This is a genomic window from Deinococcus radiotolerans, from assembly GCF_014647435.1.
Taxonomy (GTDB): domain Bacteria; phylum Deinococcota; class Deinococci; order Deinococcales; family Deinococcaceae; genus Deinococcus; species Deinococcus radiotolerans.
On record NZ_BMPE01000003.1, the window covers coordinates 269,078 to 288,753 of the forward strand.

12 protein-coding genes are annotated in these 19,676 nt (G+C 71.7%); 4 read left to right on the plus strand and 8 right to left on the minus strand.

Going from position 1 to position 19,676, the window contains the following annotated elements; all coding sequences use genetic code 11:
- Positions 1–96: 96 nt before the first annotated feature.
- The 3 genes from IEY63_RS09200 to IEY63_RS09210 all read left to right on the plus strand — a co-directional run bounded on the left by IEY63_RS09200 (position 97) and on the right by IEY63_RS09210 (position 8,041).
- On the plus strand, positions 97–696 hold the full coding sequence (locus IEY63_RS09200; RefSeq protein ID WP_189068705.1) for an NfeD family protein: 600 nt from the start codon (positions 97–99) through the stop codon (positions 694–696).
- A 39-nt stretch (positions 697–735) separates the two neighbouring features.
- A complete protein-coding gene (locus tag IEY63_RS09205; protein ID WP_189068706.1) occupies positions 736–2,694 on the plus strand; it encodes a flotillin family protein in 1,959 nt (652 codons plus the stop codon).
- 142 nt (positions 2,695–2,836) lie between these two features.
- Positions 2,837–8,041, plus strand: a complete 5,205-nt coding sequence (locus tag IEY63_RS09210; RefSeq protein ID WP_189068707.1) for a DNA repair ATPase — start codon at positions 2,837–2,839, stop codon at positions 8,039–8,041.
- Between the two features lie 124 nt (positions 8,042–8,165).
- On the opposite strand, the gene IEY63_RS09215 is transcribed toward IEY63_RS09210, so the two are convergent.
- Both IEY63_RS09215 and rsgA read right to left on the minus strand, forming a co-directional pair.
- Positions 8,166–9,350 carry a S8 family peptidase gene (locus IEY63_RS09215; RefSeq protein WP_189068708.1) on the minus strand — a complete coding sequence of 395 codons (1,185 nt, stop codon included), beginning with the start codon at positions 9,348–9,350 and terminating at the stop codon, positions 8,166–8,168.
- 272 nt (positions 9,351–9,622) lie between these two features.
- Positions 9,623–10,597 (minus strand): ribosome small subunit-dependent GTPase A, encoded by a 975-nt coding sequence (gene rsgA, locus IEY63_RS09220; RefSeq protein WP_229784603.1) that lies wholly within the window; start codon positions 10,595–10,597, stop codon positions 9,623–9,625.
- Positions 10,598–10,781: 184 nt separating this feature from the next.
- Here rsgA and IEY63_RS09225 point away from each other — a divergent pair, with 184 nt between their 5' ends.
- The gene (locus IEY63_RS09225) at positions 10,782–12,599 is read left to right on the plus strand and encodes an ABC transporter ATP-binding protein (RefSeq protein WP_189068710.1); all 1,818 of its coding nucleotides are present in this window, start codon (positions 10,782–10,784) and stop codon (positions 12,597–12,599) included.
- Between the two features lie 42 nt (positions 12,600–12,641).
- On the opposite strand, the gene IEY63_RS09230 is transcribed toward IEY63_RS09225, so the two are convergent.
- From IEY63_RS09230 to IEY63_RS09255, 6 genes are all read right to left on the minus strand, one after another.
- Entirely contained in the window at positions 12,642–14,294 is a 1,653-nt protein-coding gene (locus IEY63_RS09230) for a two-component system response regulator (RefSeq protein WP_189068711.1), read from the minus strand.
- A 552-nt stretch (positions 14,295–14,846) separates the two neighbouring features.
- Complete coding sequence (locus IEY63_RS09235; RefSeq protein ID WP_189068712.1) at positions 14,847–15,680, minus strand: ABC transporter ATP-binding protein; 834 nt, start codon at positions 15,678–15,680, stop codon at positions 14,847–14,849.
- On the minus strand, positions 15,677–16,681 hold the full coding sequence (locus IEY63_RS09240; protein ID WP_229784617.1) for a FecCD family ABC transporter permease: 1,005 nt from the start codon (positions 16,679–16,681) through the stop codon (positions 15,677–15,679). Before IEY63_RS09240 ends, IEY63_RS09235 begins: the two co-directional genes overlap by 4 nt.
- Positions 16,682–16,686: 5 nt before the next feature.
- Positions 16,687–17,631 carry an ABC transporter substrate-binding protein gene (locus IEY63_RS09245; protein ID WP_189068713.1) on the minus strand — a complete coding sequence of 315 codons (945 nt, stop codon included), beginning with the start codon at positions 17,629–17,631 and terminating at the stop codon, positions 16,687–16,689.
- Positions 17,632–17,644: 13 nt separating this feature from the next.
- A complete protein-coding gene (locus tag IEY63_RS09250) occupies positions 17,645–18,637 on the minus strand; it encodes a FecCD family ABC transporter permease (protein ID WP_189068714.1) in 993 nt (330 codons plus the stop codon).
- 88 nt (positions 18,638–18,725) lie between these two features.
- A complete protein-coding gene (locus IEY63_RS09255) occupies positions 18,726–19,676 on the minus strand; it encodes a sucrase ferredoxin (protein ID WP_189068715.1) in 951 nt (316 codons plus the stop codon).

Sequence of the window (19,676 nt, forward strand, 5' to 3'; positions counted from 1 at the left end):
GGCCATGGATCCGCCCCTGGCGGATGCTCAGATGTGGCAACGTCGCGCCTCGCCGGGCGCTAGGGTGCCCGGCATGGCTCCCCCTGGCCACCCGGCGTGACCGAGTTCCTGCACGTGGCGCTGTCGTTCCCGACCGCGCTGTGGTCCGCTGCGCTGACGCTGATCGCAGCGGCGGCGCTGCTGGCCCTGCTAGGCGCCATCGACGGCATCTCCGGCGCGGGTGAGGGGCTGCTTGACAGTCTGCTCGTGCGTGTCGGGCTGAACGGCGTGCCGCTGCTGCCCGTCGCGCTGGCCCTGACCCTGACCGGCTGGCTCACCTGCTACCTGGGGCAGCTGCTGCTCCTGCCGCTCATTGCGCCCACGTGGCGCGGCGTGGCCTCGGTCCTGCTGCTGCTGGGCTCGCTGGGACTGGGCGCACTGGCGGGCAGAGCGGTGGCCCGCCCGCTGCGGCGCTTCGTGCAGGGCCAGGACGCCCTGGCCCGCGCGGAGCTGCTGGGCCGCGAGGCCACCGTCGAATCCGGCATCCTCGCCGCATCGGGCCGCGTGAGCGTGCAGGACGGCGGCGCGGGCCTGATCCTCGACGCCCGCACCGATGGTCCGCCCCTTCTGCGCGGCGAGCGGGTGATCCTGGTGGCGCACGATCCGGCCACCCACGTCTTCACCGTCCGCCGCGCCGACCCCACCCCTGACGCCTGACCCGCCGACCCTGAATGATTCCCTTTCCCTGGAGGACCCATGCCTGACCTGTCCGTAGTTCTGCCCTTCCTGATCGGCGTCGTGATCGTCCTGATCGCCCTGATGATTCTCGTGGCCCTCGTGCGCGCCTTCTACGTGAAGGTCGAGCAGGGCACCGCGCTGATCGTGAACGACCTCTCCGCGCGGCCCAAGGTGCGCTTCACCGGCGCGCTGGTGGTGCCCGTGCTGTACAAGGCCGAGATCATGCGCATCAGCCTGATCACCCTGCAGGTCGACCGGCGCGGCAAGGAGGGTCTGATCTGCAAGGACAACATCCGCGCGGACATTACGGTCGCGTACTACCTGCGCGTGAACGAGACCACCGAGGACGTCCTGAAGGTCGCCAAGTCCATCGGCGCGAGCCGCGCGAGCGACCTGAACGCCGTGGACGAACTGTTCAACGCTAAATTCAGCGAGGCGCTGAAGACGGTCGGCAAGAAGTTCGACTTCATTGAGCTGTTCGAGAAGCGCGAGGAGTTCCGCGACGCGGTGGTCGCCGTGATCGGCCGCGACCTGAACGGCTACGTGCTCGAGGACGTCGCCATCGACTACCTGGAGCAGACGCCCAAGAGCATGCTCGACCAGAACAACATCATGGACGCCGAGGGCATCCGCAAGATTACGCAGCTGACCGCCGCGCAGAACATCGTCACGAACGAACTCTCGCAGAATGAGCACCTCGCCGTCACGAAGAAGAATGTCGAGACCCGCGAGGCCACCCTGGCCCTTGAGCGCCAGCAGGCCGAGGCCGAGGCGCGGCAGAAACGCGAGATCGAGACCATCCAGGCCCGCGAGAACGCCGAGACGCAGCGCGTGCGCGAGGAGCAGCGCCTGATCTCCGAGCAGGCCCGCATCCAGACGACCGAGCAGGTCGAGATCCGCGAGCAGGAACGCCAGCGGCAGGTCGAGATCGCCGAGCAGGCAAGGTTGCGCGCCATCGCCATCGAGGCCGAGCGCGTCGCCCGCGCCGCGAAGATGGAGGCCGTCACCACCGACCGCGAGGTGAAACTCCAGGAGATCGAACGCGACAAGAACGTCGAGCAGGGCGTCATGGACGTCGCGAACATCACCCGCGAACGCATCGCCATCGACAAGACGGTCGCCGTGGAGGAGGAGCGCATCAACGAGGTGCGTGAGGTGAGCGCTGCCGATCGTGCCAAGCAGGTGCGCGTCATGCAGGCCGAGGCGCAGGCGCAGGAACAGCTCGTGCAGGAGGTCAAGGCCGCCGAGGCCGCCGAGACCGCCGCCCGTCACCGCGCCAGTGAGCTGACCACCATCGCGCAGGCGGAATTCGACGCCGCGTCCCGGCAGGCCGAGGCGAAGAAGATCCTCGCGGACGCCGTCAAGGTCGAGCAGGCCGCGCCCGGGCTCGCGCAGGTCATGGTGCAGGAAGCGAACGCCAGCGCGCTGGAGAAGACCGGCGTGGCCGAGGCCCGCGTGATCGAGGTCAAGGCCGACGCGAACCTCAAACTCGGGCAGAACGAGGCCCGCGTGCTCGCCGAGCGGCTGGGCGCGCAGGCCGAAGGCGAAACCCGTCTCGGTCAGGCGAAGGCCACCGCCACTGAGGCGCTGGGCGCCGCCGAGGCGAGTGCCACCCGCGACCGCATGAACGCCGAGGCCGAAGGCCTGACCGCCAAGTTCGGCGCGATGGACCGCATGAGCGCCGACGCCCGCAGCCACGAGGAGTACCGCATGGCGCTCGAAACCAGCCTCCAGCAGGCCCTGGCGTCCATCGAGGCCGGCAAGGAGATCAGCCGCGAGAATGCCGAGGTGATCGCCGCCGCCCTGAAGAACGCGAAGATCGACCTTGTGGGCGGCGAGGGCGGCATGTTCGAGGCCCTCACCAAGGCCCTGAGCCTCGGCAAGGCGGTGGAGGGCTTCACGCAGAAGAGCCCGCTGTTCCAGAGTGTCCTGGGCCGCTTCGGCGTGAACGTCCAGCGGGAGAACCGCCCCAACTGAGTGGGGGGCCGGGGGCAGACCAGGGGCCTGCCTCCCCGCTGAGCACAGACACGCAGGCTGGACGCAGTCTCCCGGCCCCTGCCCGACCGGGTGGGGTGGGGGCGAGTGGCGCACGCGCGCGCCGGAGTGAATGGGGGAGAGGATGACGCAGGAACCACTGGCCGGAGCGGGCGCACCGGGAATCGAGACGGGCGGGACGTTCGAGGTGCTGCGCCGCCGCCTGGACGCGCTGGGCGCGCAGGTCCGAGCGGCCGCCGAGGGCCTGAACGCCGCGCGGATCGCGGAGTACGGCGACAGCCGCCTGAGTCTGCTGGGCCGCGCCCACATCCGCACCGCGCAGGCCAGCGTGGGCCGGGATCTGGTGCAGGTCGGGGACGTGATGCTGTTCGGCTTCAACGTCATGCACGGCCTGAAGGCCCGCACGGAGCTGGCGGACGTGTTCGCGCTGTACCGCCTGACGCATGACCGTGACGCCTTCGACGTGCAGCCCGCCGCGCTGGAGGAGTCGTTCCTAACCGATCCGGCGTTCGTGCGGGACTTCGAGGAACTGTACGCGTACTACCGGCACGCGCGGCTGCTGCAGCTGGAGATCCGCGGCGGGCGGCTGCTCGCGGCCTTCCAGATCGGAGAGCGCCTGACTGACAGGCGGGTGTTCCGCTGGGACCTCACGCCGGACGGCGCACGCTACCTCGACGCACGCGGCGAACGGGACCTCAGCCCGCTGCCGCCCTTCGATTTCGAGTGGACCCGCGCCGGGCGCGACCAGGAGGTCAGCGGGCGCTTCCCGCACCTGAACATCCTGGACACGCTGTTCGTGGAGACGGCGGGCGGCACGTTGACCGTGAAGGTCGAGAACAACACCGAGACTGGTGAAGGCATCTACAGCGAGCCGGTCGAGGAGCGCACGCAGGGGCTGGACGACGCCACCTTCGAGTTCGCGCGGGTGGGCCGATTGATCCTGCTGCGCGTCCTGCCGTACCGCGAGAAGACGCAGCGCGGCCTGATCTTCGACACGCTGACCGGGCGGGTCACGCGCGAGGACGCGATCACGCGCGGCTGCATGCAGCTGCCCGAGGATCACGGGATCGTCTTCCCCGGCGGGTACTACCTGCCGGGCGGCGAGCACCGCGCCTTCGAGGGTTTCACGCCCGGCATGGCCCTGGACCGCGTCGTGCGCAGCCCGAACGGTGAGGACGTGCTGTTCGTCTTCTACGATCAGGACTCGGGCCGCAGCGCTTTGTTGGTGTACAACCTGATCCGCCGCGAGGTGCAGACACCCATCAGCGCCCACGGGGACGCCGCGCTGCCCGACGGGCGCATGGTGCTGTTCCAGGCGGAGGCTGAGCCCACCCAGGTGCACGCGGTGCAGGTGTGGCAGACGCCCTTCACGAGTGACGTGTTCGCCGCGCAGCGCCCGCCCGGCACGTCGTTCCTGGGGCGGCTGGGGAACGCGGAACTCGTGCGGGGCGTGTCGAACCTGCTCGCCCTGGCCCGGGCCGCGCAGACGCCGGAGGTCACGGCCGCGCAGTACGCCGCGCTGGCCGAACAGGCCCGCCGCCTGCCCGACACGCACCACTGGCTCGACGACGATCACACGGGCGGGGCGCGCACGCTGCTGCGCGACGTTACCGCCGCAGCCGAGGCGGTGCTCGACGAGTTCGAGAAGGTGCAGGCCCTGCGCGCCCAGGCGGCGCAGACCCTCGCGGACGTGCAGGGCGCGGTCCGGCGCCGCCTGACCACCCTCGACCCGGAGGGGTGGCGCACCCTGCCGGACTTCGTGACCGCCCTGGCCGAACTGACGGCGCTACGCGCCCGGCTCCTGACTGTCCGGGACACCCGGTATATCGACCTGGGCGCCGTGGACGTACTGCTCGCGGACGTGCAGGCCGCGCATGCGCGGGTGGGCGGCGCGACCGGCTCGTACCTCGCGGACCCGGCGGCCCTGGCCCCGTTCCACGCGCAGCTCGACGCGCTGAACGCGCAGGTGGAGGCGGCGGGCACCACCCGCGACCTCGCCGCGGCGCTGGAGGGGCTGGGCACCCTGGCGACCCAACTCGACGTCCTGTCGGACCTGCTCGGCTCACTGCCCGCCGAGGACCCAGTGCAGCGCACCCAGGTCGTCGAGGGCGTCTCGGCGCTGTACGGCCGCCTGAACGGCGTGCGCGCCCGCGCCGAGGGCCAGCGCCGCAGCCTGGGAAGCGGGGAACTCACCGCGCGTTTCGCGGCGCAGCTGGCGCTACTCGCGCAGACGGTGACGGGCGCGCTAGGCGCCGCCGACACGCCCGGGAAGGCCGAGGAGGGCCTGTCCCGCGCGCTGCTGGCCCTGGAAGAGCTGGAAGGGCAATTCGGGGAGCACGAGGCGTTCCTGCCGGACATCCTCGCGCGCCGCGAAGAGACCGTGGAAGCCTTCGAGTCGCGCCGTCAGGTGCTGCTCGACGAGCGCCAGCGCCGCGCGCAGGGCGTCGCCGACGCCGCCGACCGCATCCTCTCGGGCCTCCCGGCCCGCGCCGCGCGCCTGACCGATCAGGACGCCCTGAACGGCTTCTTCGCCGGGGACGCGCTCGTGCTGAAACTGCGCGACCTCACCCAGAAACTGATCGAGCTGGGCGACAGCGTCCGCGCCGGGGACATTGAGGCCCGCCTGAAGGCCGCGCGTGATCAGGCGCTGCGGACCCTTCGCGACCGCGCCGACCTCGAAGGGGACGGCGGCGCGCTGATCCGCCTGGGCCGCCACCGCTTCAGCGTGAACACCCAGACGCTGGACCTGACGCTGCTGCCGCGCGGCGATCACCTCGCGCTGCACCTGACCGGCACGCAGTTCATGGAACCGCTGCGCGACCCGGCGCTCGACGCGGGCCGCGCGTACTGGGACGTGACGCTGGAGAGCGAATCCCCGGCCCTGTCCCGCGCGGAATTCCTGGCCGGGGAGGTCCTGGCCGCCGCGCGGGCGGAACAGGAGGGCCTGACCCTGGACGCGCTGCGCGGCATGACCGATGCGCAGCGCGCCGGAGCGGTCGCCACGTTCGCCGCCGCCCGCTATCGCCAGGGCTTCCAGCGCGGCGTGCACGACCACGACGCTGCGCTGATCCTGAACGCGTTGCTGCCGCTGCTGGACGCCGCCGGCCCGCTCGTCGCCCCGCCGGGGGCGCGCGCGCTGGCCGCCGCGTTCTGGGCGCAGGCCGACGCGACCTGGACGGCGCGCCTGTCCTCCGCACGGGCGGTGCAGGCGCTGCTGGGCAGTGGCGCGGCCCTCGCGGACGCCCGCACGGCCCTGGAGGGCGCGCTGCGCGAGTTCCTGACCCGCGTGCCCCTTCCTGTGCCCGACGCCGTGATCCCGGAGGCCGCCGCGTTCCTGACCGAGGCCGCACCGGACGTGGGCGGCGCCTTCCCGTTCACGCAGGCCGCCGCCGACCTGAACGCGGCGCTGGACTGGCAGCTGCGCGCCGCCGGGCACCACGACGCCCTGCGCGTCAGCCTGGACGCCCTGCGGGACGACCCGGTCCAGGCGTGGACGCTTACGCGCGCGTGGCTGGACGCCCTGACCGGCCGGGACGACGCCCGCGCCCTGGCGCGCTTCGTGCCAGAAGCGGTAGCGCTGCGCCTGTATGGGGACGCCCTGCGCGCCCAGCCGCGCCCCGTCACGCTGGACACGACCGTCACCGGCCTCCTGAGCGACCACCCGCGCCTCCAGGGCGGTACGCTGCACCTCCAAGCGGACGACCTGCTCGCCCGGCTCGCCGCGCACGCCCTCACCTTCCTGCCGGGCCTGCAGGCCTTCCAGGCGCAGCGGCAGGCGGTCCTGACCCGCGAACGGGCGCGGCTGCGCCTCGCGGAATTCCAGCCGCGCCCGCTGACGTCCTTCGTGCGCAACCGCCTGATCACCGACGTGTACCTCCCGCTGATCGGGGACAACCTCGCCAAGCAGATCGGCGCGGCCGGGGACGGCAAACGCAGCGACCTGATGGGCCTGCTGCTGCTCATCTCCCCGCCCGGCTACGGCAAGACCACCCTGATGGAGTACGTCGCGCACCGCCTGGGGCTCGTGTTCGTGCGCGTGAACGGCCCCAGCCTGGGCCACGCTGTCCGCTCCCTCGACCCGGCGCAGGCGCCGGACGCCGCCAGCCGGCAGGAACTGGAGAAACTCAACCTCGCGCTGGAGATGGGCGGGAACGTCATGCTGTACGTGGACGACATCCAGCACACCCACCCGGAATTCCTGCAGAAGTTCATCGCCCTGACCGACGGCACCCGCCGCATTGAGGGCGTCTGGAACGGCGAGCCGCGCACCTACGACCTGCGCGGCCGGAGATTTGCGGTCGTCATGGCCGGCAACCCCTACACCGAGACCGGCGAGGTGTTCCGCATTCCCGACATGCTCGCCAACCGCGCCGACGTGTACAACCTCGGGGACGTGCTGGGCGGCATGCAGGACGCCTTCCTGCTCTCGTACGTGGAGAACAGCCTCACGAGTAGCGCGGTGCTGGCGCCGCTGGCCGGGCGGGACCTGGCCGACATTCCGAAACTCGTCGCGCGCGCCCAGGGGCACGAGGATCCCGGCGAGCTGTCGCACCCGTACAGCGAGGCAGAACTCATGGAGATCCTCGCCACGCTGCGCCTGCTGCTGCGCGCCCGCGACACGCTGGCCCGCGTGAACGCCGCGTACATCGCCAGCGCCGCCCAGGCCGACCGCGACCGGACCGAGCCGCCCTTCAAGCTCCAGGGCAGCTACCGCAACATGAACAAGATCGCCGAGAAGCTCAGCCCCGTCATGAACGACGCCGAACTCGACGGCGTGATCAGCGACCACTACCGCGGCGAGGCGCAGCTCCTCACGACCGGCGCCGAGGAGAACCTCCTGAAACTCGCCGAACTTCGCGGCACCCTGAGCGCCGAGCAGGCCGCGCGCTGGGCGCAGATCCGCGAGAACTCCGCCCGCGAACGCCGTATGGGCGCCGCCGACGGCGATACTGGCGCGCGCATGGTGGCGCAACTGGCAGACATCGCGGGCGGCCTGGACCGCCTGAGCCTGCCCCAGACCGTTCCTGCCCCCCAGTCGCTGCCGCCTGCGCCGCCCGCCGAGCCGCTGGCCGCGCAGCTCGAACCCCTGCTGTCCCCGCTGCTCGCCGCGCTGCGCGACCGCCCTGGGCCCGCCACCCAGGCGGAGATTCCCGATCCGCTGGCCGAGGTTGTCACGCCCCTGATCACCGCGCTGGCCAGTGTCGTGCAGGGCCAGCAGGCCACGAACGCTGCCGTGCAGGATCTGGCCGAGGTCATCCGGCGCCGCCAGACCGTGGTCCGGACTTCCGCGCCGCCGCCCGCTTCCGCCGGTCGACCAGAGGACCGCTGAGTCCGGGTAGCAATCTGGGGGCTGGGCGCAGGCGGTCAGGCTGCACGCTTCTTGGCGTGGTCCGGCCGTGCCGTGACACACGAACTCCCGCCACTGGGGCGGGAGTCGGGCCGGGCAGGAGGGTTTAGCGGGTGTACAGCAGGCGGTTGGGGCTGCCGTTGACGCCGCTGACGACGTTGGTGGTGGCGCTGCTGAGGATGGCGCTGGTCACGGCGCTGGTGGTGCTGTTCCCGGCGGCGAGGCGCAGCACGGCGGCACCCACGACGTGCGGGGTGGCCATGCTGGTGCCGCTGATGGTGTTGGTGGCGGTGTCGCTGGTGTTCCACGCGCTGGTGATGTTGCTGCCGGGGGCGAAGATGTCCACGCAGCTGCCGTAGTTGCTGAAGCTGCTGCGGGCGTCGCTGCTGGTGGTGCTGGCGACGGTGATGGCGCTGGCGGCACTGGCAGGGGAGACGTTGCAGGCGTTCTGGTTCTCGTTGCCGGCGGCGACGATCATCACGAGGTTCTTGCTGGCGGCGCTGTTCACGGCGTCGTTCACGGCCTGGCTGAAGCCGCCGCCGAGGCTCATGTTCGCGGCGGCCTTGCCGGTGCCCTTGTTGCTCACGGCCCAGTTCACGCCGGCGATCACGCCGGAGTTGCTGCCCGAGCCCTGGCAGTTCAGGACCTTCACGGCGACCAGGGTGACGCCCTTGGCGACGCCGTAGGTGCTGCCGCCGACGGTGCCCGCGACGTGCGTGCCGTGGCCCTGGCAGTCGGTGTTCTGGCCGTCACCGGTGGTGTTGGTGCCCCAGATGGCGCGCCCGCCGAACTGGCTGTGCGTGGTGCGGATGCCGGTGTCGATGATGTACGCCTTGATCCCGCTGCCGGTGTAGTCGTAGGTGTACGTGCCGCTCAGGGGGAGGTTGCGCTGGTCGATGCGGTCGAGGCCCCAGGTGGCGCCGCTCTGGGTGGCAGTCATGTGCATCATGGCGTCCTGCTCGATGTACTTGACGCGCGGATCATTCTGGAGTTTGGTGACGTTCTGCCCGCTGAGTTTGGCGGCGAACCCATTGAGGACCTGGCCGTACACGTGCTGGATCTGCACGCCCTGCGGATCGAGGCCCAGGGCGCCGATCATGTTGCTCTGTGCGGTGAAGTCAGTCTGCACGTCGTCCTTGAAGACGACGACGTACTGGCCGGGGATCGCCTCGGGGTTGCTGGTGCCCAGGATCGGGGCGCCCGCGGCGGCCTGGGGGGCGGCGGTCTGTTGACCGCAGGAGGCGAGGAGCAGGCTGAGCGCGAGGGGAATGAGAAGGGGACGTGCGTTCATGTGAGCCTCCGGTGGTTGCCTCGGGGGTGTGATGGGGACGCGTGGACACGACCCGTGTGGGCGGTGGCGTCGGGTGAAGTTGTGAGGAACCTCCGGCATCATACGGACCTGATCGGGCCGGGCAGATGAGAGCGCGCAGCGCGTCTGCGTGCGGGGTTTAAAAGTTGACCCAAACAGTCGTTTGGTTGCGTGCCTGTCAGGCTTCTGTCATGTCCCGTTATACCGAACGCTTTAAGATTGACGGATCAGCGAGCGAGTGATGCTCATAAAACTCATTTTCTTCGCTTCGGCTTCTGGCGGTCACCCGTGAATCCCTGGGCGGCACGGTACGCCTCAACGCGCTCCTCGCTCAGCTGCCCGCGCGACACCGCGCGCTGCACCGCGCAGCCCGGCTCATTCCCATGCGTGCACTTGCGGAAACGGCACTCCGCCGCCAGCGCCTCGATGTCCTCGAAGCCGCCCGCTTCCCCCTCGCGCCACACCTCAATGTCCCTCAGCCCTGGATTGTCCACCAGCACGCCCCCGCCCGGCAGGCGGTACAGGGTCCGCGCCGTGGTCGTGTGCCGCCCCTCCCGGGTGGCCCCCACCTCGCCCGTCTGCGCCACCTCTCGGCCCAGCAGGGCGTTCGTCAGGGTGCTCTTGCCCATCCCGGACGACCCGATCAGCGCCGCCGTTTCACCCGGGCCGATCAGCTCCCGCACCTCGGCCACCCCTTCGCCCACCGTGGCGCGCAGCGGCAGCACCGCCACCGCCGGGTCCAGCGCCCGCAACTGCGCCAGCACCGCCTCCGGCTTGCGGGTGAGGTCCACCTTGTTCAGCAGCAGCGCCGCCCGCGCCCCCCCCACCCGCACCGCCTCCAGATACCGCGAGAGCCGCGCTTCATCAATGTCCCCGTCCGGGGCGGTCATGACCAGCACCACGTCCACGTTCGCGCTCAGCACCTGCATCCCGGCCTGCACGGCCCGCGCCAGCTGCGTGCGGCGCGGCAGCACCGCGTGCACCCGCAGCGGCGCGTCCGGCACGGCCTCCGCCATCACCCAGTCCCCCACCACCGGCGTCACGTCCGCCTGCCGGAGCGTCCCGGCGAACACCGCCTCCAGCGCCCCGCCCTCCGTCCAGAGGGTCGCCGTGTTGCGCCCCACGCCCGCCACCCGCCCCGGCTGCAGCTCCACCCCGGGGGCAGCGGCGCGCACGGCCTGCGCCGCCTGCTCGAACTCGGGCGTCCAGCCGATCTCAGCCAGATTCAACGGGCACCCCGGGGGGCGCACTCGGCAGCGGGGAGCGCAGCAGTCATGCGGCCCAGGGTAGCCGCTGCGCTGCCCGCGTGCACAGTCGGTTGGCACACGGTCCAGACCCTGACCATCCGGCCAGGCGCCCACCCCGCCCTCCGGTGGGCGCCACAGCGCGGCGCGGTGCGGCATCCTGTAACGCGTGAGGTTCGACGCACCACGCCCATCCGTACCCGACGAGAAACTCAGCGCCCGTGAGCGGCTGCGTGACCTGCGCGCCACGCTGGCGCTGGTCTGGCAGGCCAGCCCACTGCACGCGGGCACGTACGCCGCCACCAGTCTCGCCGGGAGCGCCCTGCCCGCCGCGAACCTGTACGTGGGTAAGCTGCTGCTCGACGAGGTCGCCCGCGCCGCGCAGGGCCAGGTCACGTACCGCGCGCTGCTGACCCTGCTGGCCGTGCAGGTCACGCTGGTCGTCGTGGGCAACCTGATCAGCACCGTGCAGAACGCCTCGCAGCAGCTGCTCGGGGACAGCCTCCAGCACTCGGTCAGCCGCCGCATCCTGGACAAGGCCACCACCCTCAGTGTCGAGGCCTTCGAGAACGCCGACACGTACGACCGACTGCAGCAGGCGTGGCGTGAGGTCGGCTCCCGGCCCCTGGGCGTCGCCACGCAGCTCGTGTCCCTGGCCGGCGCGGTGGTCACGCTGGGCTCGGTGGGCGCCCTGATGACCACCCTGGGCCCCTGGGTACTGCCGCTGGTGATCCTGGCCAGTATTCCCGGCGTGATCGTCAGCAACCGCTTCGGCGTGGAAGGCTACCGCATGCTGCGCCGCCAGACACACGACTCCCGCGTGCAGAACTACCTGGGCAGCCTGCTGACCAGTGACGCGCTGGTCAAGGAGGTGCGCCTCTTCGGCTTCGAGGGGTACCTGCTGGGCCGCTGGCGCGACTACTACCTGGGCTTCCGCCGCCAGCTGGTCACGCTCGTGCAGCGCCGCTCCGCGTGGGGCTTCGGCGCTGGCCTGCTGAGCGCCCTGCTGATCGGCTTGGCCAGCGCCCTGATCCTGCGCCGCGCCGCCGCCGGGCAGATCAGCGTGGGGGACTTCAGCGTGTTCGTGCTGGGCATCACGCAGGTGCAGGGCACCGTCAGCAGCCTCCTGAACGGCTTTTCCGCCATCTACCAGAGCCTGCTGTACATGCGCAACCTCTTCGCGTTCCTGGAACTCCCCACCCGCGACCTGGACGCCGGGGAAACCTGGACCGGCCCCATCCACACCATCGAGTTCCGGGACGTCAGCTTCCGCTACCCCCTGACCGAACGGGACGTGCTGCGCGGCGTGAACTTCACCGTCCGGCGCGGCCAGGCCCTGGCCCTGGTGGGCGAGAACGGCGCGGGCAAGACCACCATCGTCAAGCTCCTGACGCTGCTGTTCGCGCCCACCGGCGGGCAGATCCTCCTGAACGGCATGGACGCCGCGCGCTTCAGCCCCCGCAGCGTGCAGAAGGAGATGAGCATCATCTTCCAGGACTTCGGGCAGTACCAGATGACCGCCCGCGACAACGTCGCCCTGGCCGAGGTGGACCGCCTGACTGACACGGCGGGCGTCGAGACCGCCGCCGAGCGCGCCGGGGCCGCCTTCGTCGAGACGCTCCCGCAAGGCCTGGACACGCCCCTGGGCCGCCTGTTTCAGGGCGGACGGCAGCTCTCCGGCGGGCAGTGGCAGCGCCTCGCCCTAGCCCGCCTGTACTTCCGGGACGCGTCCGTCCTCGTCTTCGACGAACCCACCGCCGCCCTTGACGCCCGCGCCGAATTCGAGACCATCCAGGCCCTGCGCGAACAGACCCGCGAGCGCATCACCCTGCTGATCTCCCACCGCTTCTCCACCGTGCGCCTCGCCGACCAGATCGTCGTCCTCAGCGGCGGTGAGATCGTCGAGAGCGGCAGCCACGAGGACCTCATGGCCCTCGGGGGCCGCTACGCCACCCTGTATGACCTCCAGGCCCGCGGGTACGCCTGACCGGGCCCCGGTCCGAGGCGAGCCCACAGTTCACCCCCGCTCCTACGTGGGCAGCGGCACCTCGGTACTCACGTGCAGCCCGCCGCCAGCGCGTTTCGCGCGGTACATGGCCCGGTCCGCCAGGTGCAGCAGCCCGTCCGGTGACAGGGACTGCCGCGGCGCCACCGCGACCCCCAGGCTGGCCCGGATCGGCACGGGCGTGCCCTCCAACTCGAACGGCGCGCCCAGCACCTGACGCAGCCGGCCGTGCAGATCCGCCTCCAGCGTGCCAGGATCCAGCCAGTCGGTGAGCAGCAGGGTGAACTCGTCCCCACCCACGCGCGCCACGAGGTCCGACGCGCGGAACGCCAGGTTCAGCCGGCGTCCCACCTCGATCAGCAGCGCGTCCCCACCCGCATGCCCGAACGTGTCGTTCACGCCCTTGAAACCGTCCAGGTCCAGAATTCCGACGGCCAGGGACGACCGCGACCTCGGCAGGCCGTGCAGTTCCCGCTGCAACTGATCCATGAACACCGACCGGTTGGGCAGACCGGTCAGCGGGTCCCGCCACGCCTGGAACTGCAGGCGCTGCTGATCCCGCGTGTGCATCAGCAGCAGGGTCGTGAGGCCCACCACGTCCTGCAGCGCGCCGGGCACGTCCAGGTCCGCCGGACCCTCGATCACGAGCACGCCCAGCAGCGCGTCCTCGTCCGTCGCCGTGACCGGCAGCGCCCAGCCGCCCTCCGGTCCAGGCACGAACCGTGCGGGTGCGTCACCGCTGCGCAGGACGGAATGATCCACCCGCACGTCCAGCGCCCCCAGGTGCGGCCACCTGAGCAGGTGTGGTCCGGTCAGCAGGTGCCCGCGAACACCCGGCAGGGTCGCCTCGATCAGGTCCTGAAGGTCTCGCAGCACTTCCGGATGCGCGCGGGATTCCACGAAGCGGTGCAGCACCCGGTGCCTCGCCCGGTCCACCTGCTCCCGTCGCCGCTCCAGGCTGGCGTCCCGGACCGTGACGGTGAACCCGTCCGCGCCGGGCGCGCACTCCAGCGCCAGGGTGCGCCCGGCGTGCTTAGCAGTCAGGTTGGTCGGGACCCGGTTCTGCCTGGCCAGGTGCAGCACTGCACTGAGGGGAGACGAGGCGTCCTCCAGGGGGCCGCCCTGCACGCCCAGCAGCTCACGGGCGGCCGGATTCAGAAAGTCCACCGTCCAGCCCGCCACTTCAGGCCGGGCGAAGAGCAGGCCGTGGCCGGTGCTGTCCAGAACCGCCTGCATCCGCTGCCGTTGCAGCGCCAGCTGCCCGCGCAGGGCGTGCTCGTGGACGCACTCGAGAATCTGCTCGTGCAGCAGGCCCCCCGGCAGGCCGCCCTTGTACAGCAGCCGGGACGCTCCGGCGCGCATGACGTGAGCGGCGACCGTCTGCTCCGCGGAGCCTGTGATCACCAGCACCGGGACCTGCGGGCGGTACTGCTCCAGGAATTCCAGGCCCGTCATGTCTGGCAGGTAATAGTCCAGCAGCACGCAGTCCGGCTGGAATTCATCCAGCAGGCGGGCGCCGACCTCGCCCAGTTCCGCGTGGTGACAGCAGATGCCCCGGTTGATCTGGGCCAGCTGGTGCACGTAATGCCCGGCGTCTTCTGGGGAGTCGTCGATGATCAGGATGCGCAGTGGGTCACGGGCGGACCCGGGGCCTGTATCCATCCGGAGTGCCGCCATGCCGCATCGTACTGACCGGCTGGTCGTTCCGTGGCTGAAACCATGCACCCGGTCCAACCGGATGGGAAGAGCGGGCGATGATGTCCGGTGCAGACGCGGTTCCCAGGGCAGGCTGGCGGCTTCACGCATTGTTCATGGATCGGCGGATGAGGGCAGATGTGGTCCGGCAGAGAGGAGACCGTGAAGGGGGACGCCAATCAGGCAACGGTTTCAGGCGCGCGCAGGACAGAGAGGCAGGACCAGTCACCAGCTTCTACACCGCAGGGGTCCTGCCAGCTGACCCTTGCGTCAGTTGAAGGTTCACTGGGCGTCCCCTGAAGGTCCGCTCCATGCTCTCTGAACGCCGCTGTCATCAGCATTCAGGCCGGGGCGGGCAGACTGTCGGCATGACCCTGATCCTCGCCCTGTCCGCCATCGCACTCCCCCTGATCACCCTGCCTGTCCTGTACCCCAACCGCGACCAGAGCGCCGAATGATCCCCAACCAGACTCAGCAGCGGGGCACCTGATTTCAAGGTGCCCCGCTCGCATGTGGGGAGAAGGGAGCCGCGGGTCAGCGGGTCAGGGCGTAGGGGATCACATGGGGCCGCCCGGTGTCCGGGTCGGGCAGCAGATGCGCGCGCAGGCCGAACACGTCACGCAGCAGGTCATGGGTCAGCACGTCGCCCGCCGGGCCGTGCGCGTAGACGTCCCCGCCGCGCATGGCGATCAGGCGGTCGCTGTAGCGCACCGCCTGATTCAGGTCGTGCAGGACCATCACGACCGTCTTGCCCTGCTCGCGGTTCAGGCGCTGCGCGAGGTGCAGCACCTCCAGCTGGTGAGACGGGTCGAGGTACGTGGTGGGCTCGTCAAGCAACAAAATGTCGGTCTGCTGCGCGAGGCTCATGGCGATCCACGCGCGCTGCCGCTGCCCGCCGCTCAGGGCTTCAAGTGGCCGGGTGGCGAAGACCCGCATGCCCGTCTGGTCCAGGGCCCACTGCACGGCCTCGCGGTCCTCGGGGCGGCGGACCGGGAAGCGGCCCTGGTGCGGGTGCCGCCCGAACCACACGAGGTCCTCCACGCTCAGGCCCTCGGGCGCCGTGGGGCCCTGCGGGAGGATGGCGAGGCGCCGGGCGATCTCACGGCTGGGCAGGGCGTGCAGCGCCTGCCCGTACAGTTCGATGTGCCCCGCGCCACTGGGCAGCAGCCGCGCCAGGGCGCGCAGCAGCGTACTCTTCCCGCAGCCGTTCGGGCCGATGATGGACGTGACCTGCCCGCCCGCAACGCTTAGGTTGAGGTCGGGGATGATCACGTTCTGGCCGTAGGCGAGTTTCAGCGCGTGCGTACTCAGCGGTTCTGGGGTGGGGGGTGTGGGCGCGTGCGGCCCGGAGGTGTGGGGGTCGGTCATGCGGACTTCCTCAGCAGGTACAGGAAATACGGGGCGCCAACCAGGGTCGTGAAGATCCCGGCGGGCACCTCCAGGGGGGGCAGCAGCGCGCGGCCCAGCGTGTCGGCCGCCAGGACGAGCAGGGCGCCCAGCAGCATACTGACCGGCAGCGTGCGGGCGTGCCGGGCGCCGACAAGCAGCCGCGCGAGGTGCGGGGCGAGCAGGCCCACGAAACCCAGGATGCCCGCGCCGGTCACCGCGGCGCCCGCCAGGGCCACGCCGACCGCCAGGGCCAGCAGCCGCGCCGGGTTGACGCGCTGCCCGAGGGCGGTGGCGACGTCCTCGCCAAGGTTTAGGACGTCCAGCGTGCGGCTCAGGAGCAGCGCGCCGGGCAGCAGGAGCAGCGCCCAGGGCAGCACGCGAGTCAGGCGGGTGATGTCCGCGCCGTACACGGTGCCCGTCAGGAAGCTCAGGGCGCTGCCCAGCCCGTCCGGGGCGCGCACGAGCACCAGCTGCTGCGCGGCGCCCAGCGCGGACGCGACCGCCACGCCGATCAGCGCGAGCCGCACCGGGTGCAGCGCCCCGCCGCGTTCACGCGACAGCAGCAGCACCAGCCCGAAGCCGCCCCACGCACCCGCCAGCGCCGCCCACGGCAGGCCCCCGGCGGGCGCGCCGGGCCAGGCGAGCAGAAACACCGTGGCCGCCAGTCCCGCCCCGGCCCCTACCCCGATCAGGTCCGGGGAGGCCAGCGGGTTGCGGATCACGCCCTGCATGATCGTGCCGCTCGCGGCGAACATCGCGCCGCACAGCATCGCCACCCCGATCCGCGGGGCGCGCAGGTCCAGCACCAGCTGCCGCGTCAGGGCGTCCCCACCGCCCGTCAGGGCCGCCAGCACGTCTCGCGCAGGCGTGGGCACCGCACCCAGCCCCAGGGCCAGGACCGCCAGGACCGCGCACAGCGCCAGCAGCGCCGCGCCGACCAGCAGGGCGCGGCGGACGGTGAACCGCGCGGGCGGGGCCAGGGTGGTCACGGCTGGTACTTGAAGGTGCCGCTGGGCGCCCCGTCCTGCAGGAAGCGGCTCTCGATGGTCTGCGCGATCATCAGTTTCAGCGCGGTCGGGCCGCGCCCGCGCGTCCAGTCGTCGCGGTTGAATTCGTACACCCGGCCGCGCTTCACGGCGGGCAGCTTCTGCCACAGCGGGTTCTTCGCCCATGCGGCGGTCACGGGCGTCTCGTCCGGCGCGGTGAACAGCACCAGCGTCTGCGGTTGCAGCGCCACGAAGCCCTCCAGGCTCAGTTCGTACTGCGTCTGGCCGTCCTTGACGGGCAGCTGGTTCCTGCGGCCCACCGCTTCCAGGAAGCTGCCCGCGAAGCTCCCGGCGGTGTGCGCCGTGAACGACGTCGGCGTGACTACGCCCGCCACGAACGCGGGGGCGTTCTTCTTCGTGAAGGCGCGCGCCTTGGCGATCAGGCTCTTCTGATCCGCGAGGAGCTGCTTCGCGGCAGCCTCACGGCCCACCAGGCGGCCGATCAGGAGCGTCTGCTCGTTCAGCTGGTCCAGGTCCGCGCGGCGGCTGGGGAACGCGGCGGTGGGCGCCACGCGGCCCAGAGCGGGTACGGTGTCCTTGTGCACCAGACTGTCGGCCAGGATCAGGTCCGGGCGCAGCGCCGCGATGCCTTCCAGGCTGGGCTGGGCGCGGCTGCCGGTTGTGACGACGCCGCCCACCCTGGGTTTCAGGTAGGGGGGCGCGCCGCGGTCCCCGCCCTGCGTGCCCAGCGCCGCGCCGACGGGCTTCACGCCCAGCGCGAGCAGTGTGTCCACGAACGAGTATTCCAGCGCCACGACCCGCTTGGCGGGTGCGAGCAGGGTCAGGGTGCCGCGGTCATGCTGCACAGTGACCGGGACCGCCAGGGCAGGCGCGGCGAGGAGCGAGGTCAGGGCCAGGAACGTCAGGGTGGTGCGGTGAGTCATGAACATCTCCGTGTCAGCGGCGCCCGATGCGGCGGGCGAGCAGGATGAAAAAGGGTGAACCGGCGGCGGCGACCAGGATGCCGACCGGGGTCTCGGCGGGCCGGTCGATCACGCGGGCCGCCACGTCGGCCAGGGGCAGGAACGCCGCGCCCAGCAGCGCAGAGAGCGGCAGCGAGACGCGGTGGTCCGCGCCGCCCAGCGCGCGCGCTGCGTGGGGGATGATCAGGCCCACGAAACCCACCGGGCCGACCACGCTGACCGACCCGGCGGCCAGGAGGACGCCCAGGCCCGTGATCAGGGTGCGGTCGCGTTCCGTGCGGGCGCCCAGGCTGCGCGCGACGTCCTCACCCAGGGTCAGGACGTTTACGCGTGACGCGAGTATCAGCGCACCGATCAGCCCCGCGAGTAGCCACGGCGCGACCTGCCCCAGCTGCTCCCAGGTGCGGCCTGCCAGCGAGCCGGACAGGGCGAACAGGGCGCCCTGCGCGCGGTCCTCGAACAGCAGTTGCAGCGCGCGGGTCGCGGCGCCCGCCAGGGACGCCACGGCCACGCCCGCCAGCGCCAGTCGCAGCGGCGTGACGCCGATGGAGCGGGCCGCGCCGTAGGCCGCCAGCGCCGCGAGGCCCCCGCCCAGGAACGCCGCCGGGACGAACGCGGCCGCAGGGGCCGTGGGCAGGAACACCACCAGAATCAGGATGGCCAGCGCGCCCCCGGCCTCCACGCCCAGGATGCCCGGGTCAGCCAGCGGGTTGCGGGTCACGCCCTGAAGCAGCAGGCCCGAGACGGCCAGCGCCGCCCCGGCGAGCAGGGCGATCAGGGTGCGGGGCAGCCGCAGCGTGTGAATGACCAGGCTGTTCACGCTGTCGTCCGGGTGTAGCAGCAGCCGCGCCGTGTCGGTCAGCGGAATGTCGGTGGCGCCCAGCGCCAGCGAGAGCAGGCCCGCCAGCAGCGCGGCCAGCAGCGCCCCCGGGAGGAGCAGGAGGCGGGCTGGCGGTGGGCGGGTCACGGGGTGCTCCGGCGCGGTCGGTGGTCGGGGGCGGCGTCGGGCACGGGGGTGATTCTGGCCCGGGTGGCGAAACGGAATGCGGCGCCGCTCACAGTACCTGCGTGTCTGGCGCGGTGACGGAGCCCGTATGAACCGGTCCCAGGCGGTACTGCCGGACGGGCGCGCGGTCCGGCTTGTGGCTGGAACCGGGCAGGACCAGCGGCTCGGCGTCCGTGACAGCGGCGCGGTACGTCTGCGTCTGCCCGGCGGCCGTGACAGTCAGGGTGACGGTGTCGCCGTCCAGGTGGGCTTCCCGCTCGGCGTTCAGCCAGTCCCAGCCGTGCTGCACCAGCAGCGCCCGGTCGAGCACCTGCGCGCGGGCGGGCAGGCCCGCGAAGCCGCGCAGGTGCCCGGCGACCTCAGCGGGGCTCACCTCGCGCCGCGCGACCTGCACGGCCAGCGTGGGCGTCAGGTGCGCCCACAGCAGGCCCGAGGGCAACTCCACGGCGGTGGCGGCGAAGCGGTGCCCGCCGAAATGCCCGGTGCGCCACGCCCGCTCGCCCGCGCTGCGCAGCGCCGCGTGCACCGGCACGCCGTAGCGGCCGCACGCGGCGTCCACGGTGCCGTGCGTGCAGACGTGCAGGTCCGCGCCGCGCTCCGGGGCTGCGACGGGCTGCCAGTCCCGCAACCGCGCCGGCTCGATCAGCGTGTCGTGCAGCCCGCGCGCCCACTCGGTCTGCGGCAGGTCAGTGGCGTAATCCTGCCGCCGGTACCCGCCGGGGCCGCGCACGTAGTGCCGCACGCGCAGCGGCGCGCCGGGCGTCTGCGGGGCGCTCATGAGCAGGCCGAAACCCGCGCCGCTCGCCTCGACCTTCTCGCGCAGCGCGGCAAACACCGCCGACTGCGCGGGCGTCCAGGTGTCCACGCTGCGCAGCTGCGCCCAGACGGGCACGTCCAGTTCCAAGACCGTCACCTCCGCCCAGTGGGGCGCGGTGCCGATGGGGTCCTCTCCGGCCGCGCGGGACACGTCGGCGCACAGGGTGACGCTGGTGCGGGTCAT

Excerpts from the sequence above, each read along its gene's own strand:
- IEY63_RS09210 (WP_189068707.1), top strand. The coding sequence starts at position 2,837 with ATGACGCAGGAACCACTGGCCGGAGCGGGCGCACCGGGAATCGAGACG.
- IEY63_RS09245 (WP_189068713.1), bottom strand. The coding sequence starts at position 17,631 with ATGACTCACCGCACCACCCTGACGTTCCTGGCCCTGACCTCGCTCCTC.
- IEY63_RS09230 (WP_189068711.1), bottom strand. The coding sequence starts at position 14,294 with ATGGCGGCACTCCGGATGGATACAGGCCCCGGGTCCGCCCGTGACCCA.
- IEY63_RS09215 (WP_189068708.1), bottom strand. The coding sequence starts at position 9,350 with ATGAACGCACGTCCCCTTCTCATTCCCCTCGCGCTCAGCCTGCTCCTC.
- IEY63_RS09255 (WP_189068715.1), bottom strand. The coding sequence starts at position 19,676 with ATGACCCGCACCAGCGTCACCCTGTGCGCCGACGTGTCCCGCGCGGCC.
- IEY63_RS09235 (WP_189068712.1), bottom strand. The coding sequence starts at position 15,680 with ATGACCGACCCCCACACCTCCGGGCCGCACGCGCCCACACCCCCCACC.
- IEY63_RS09205 (WP_189068706.1), top strand. The coding sequence starts at position 736 with ATGCCTGACCTGTCCGTAGTTCTGCCCTTCCTGATCGGCGTCGTGATC.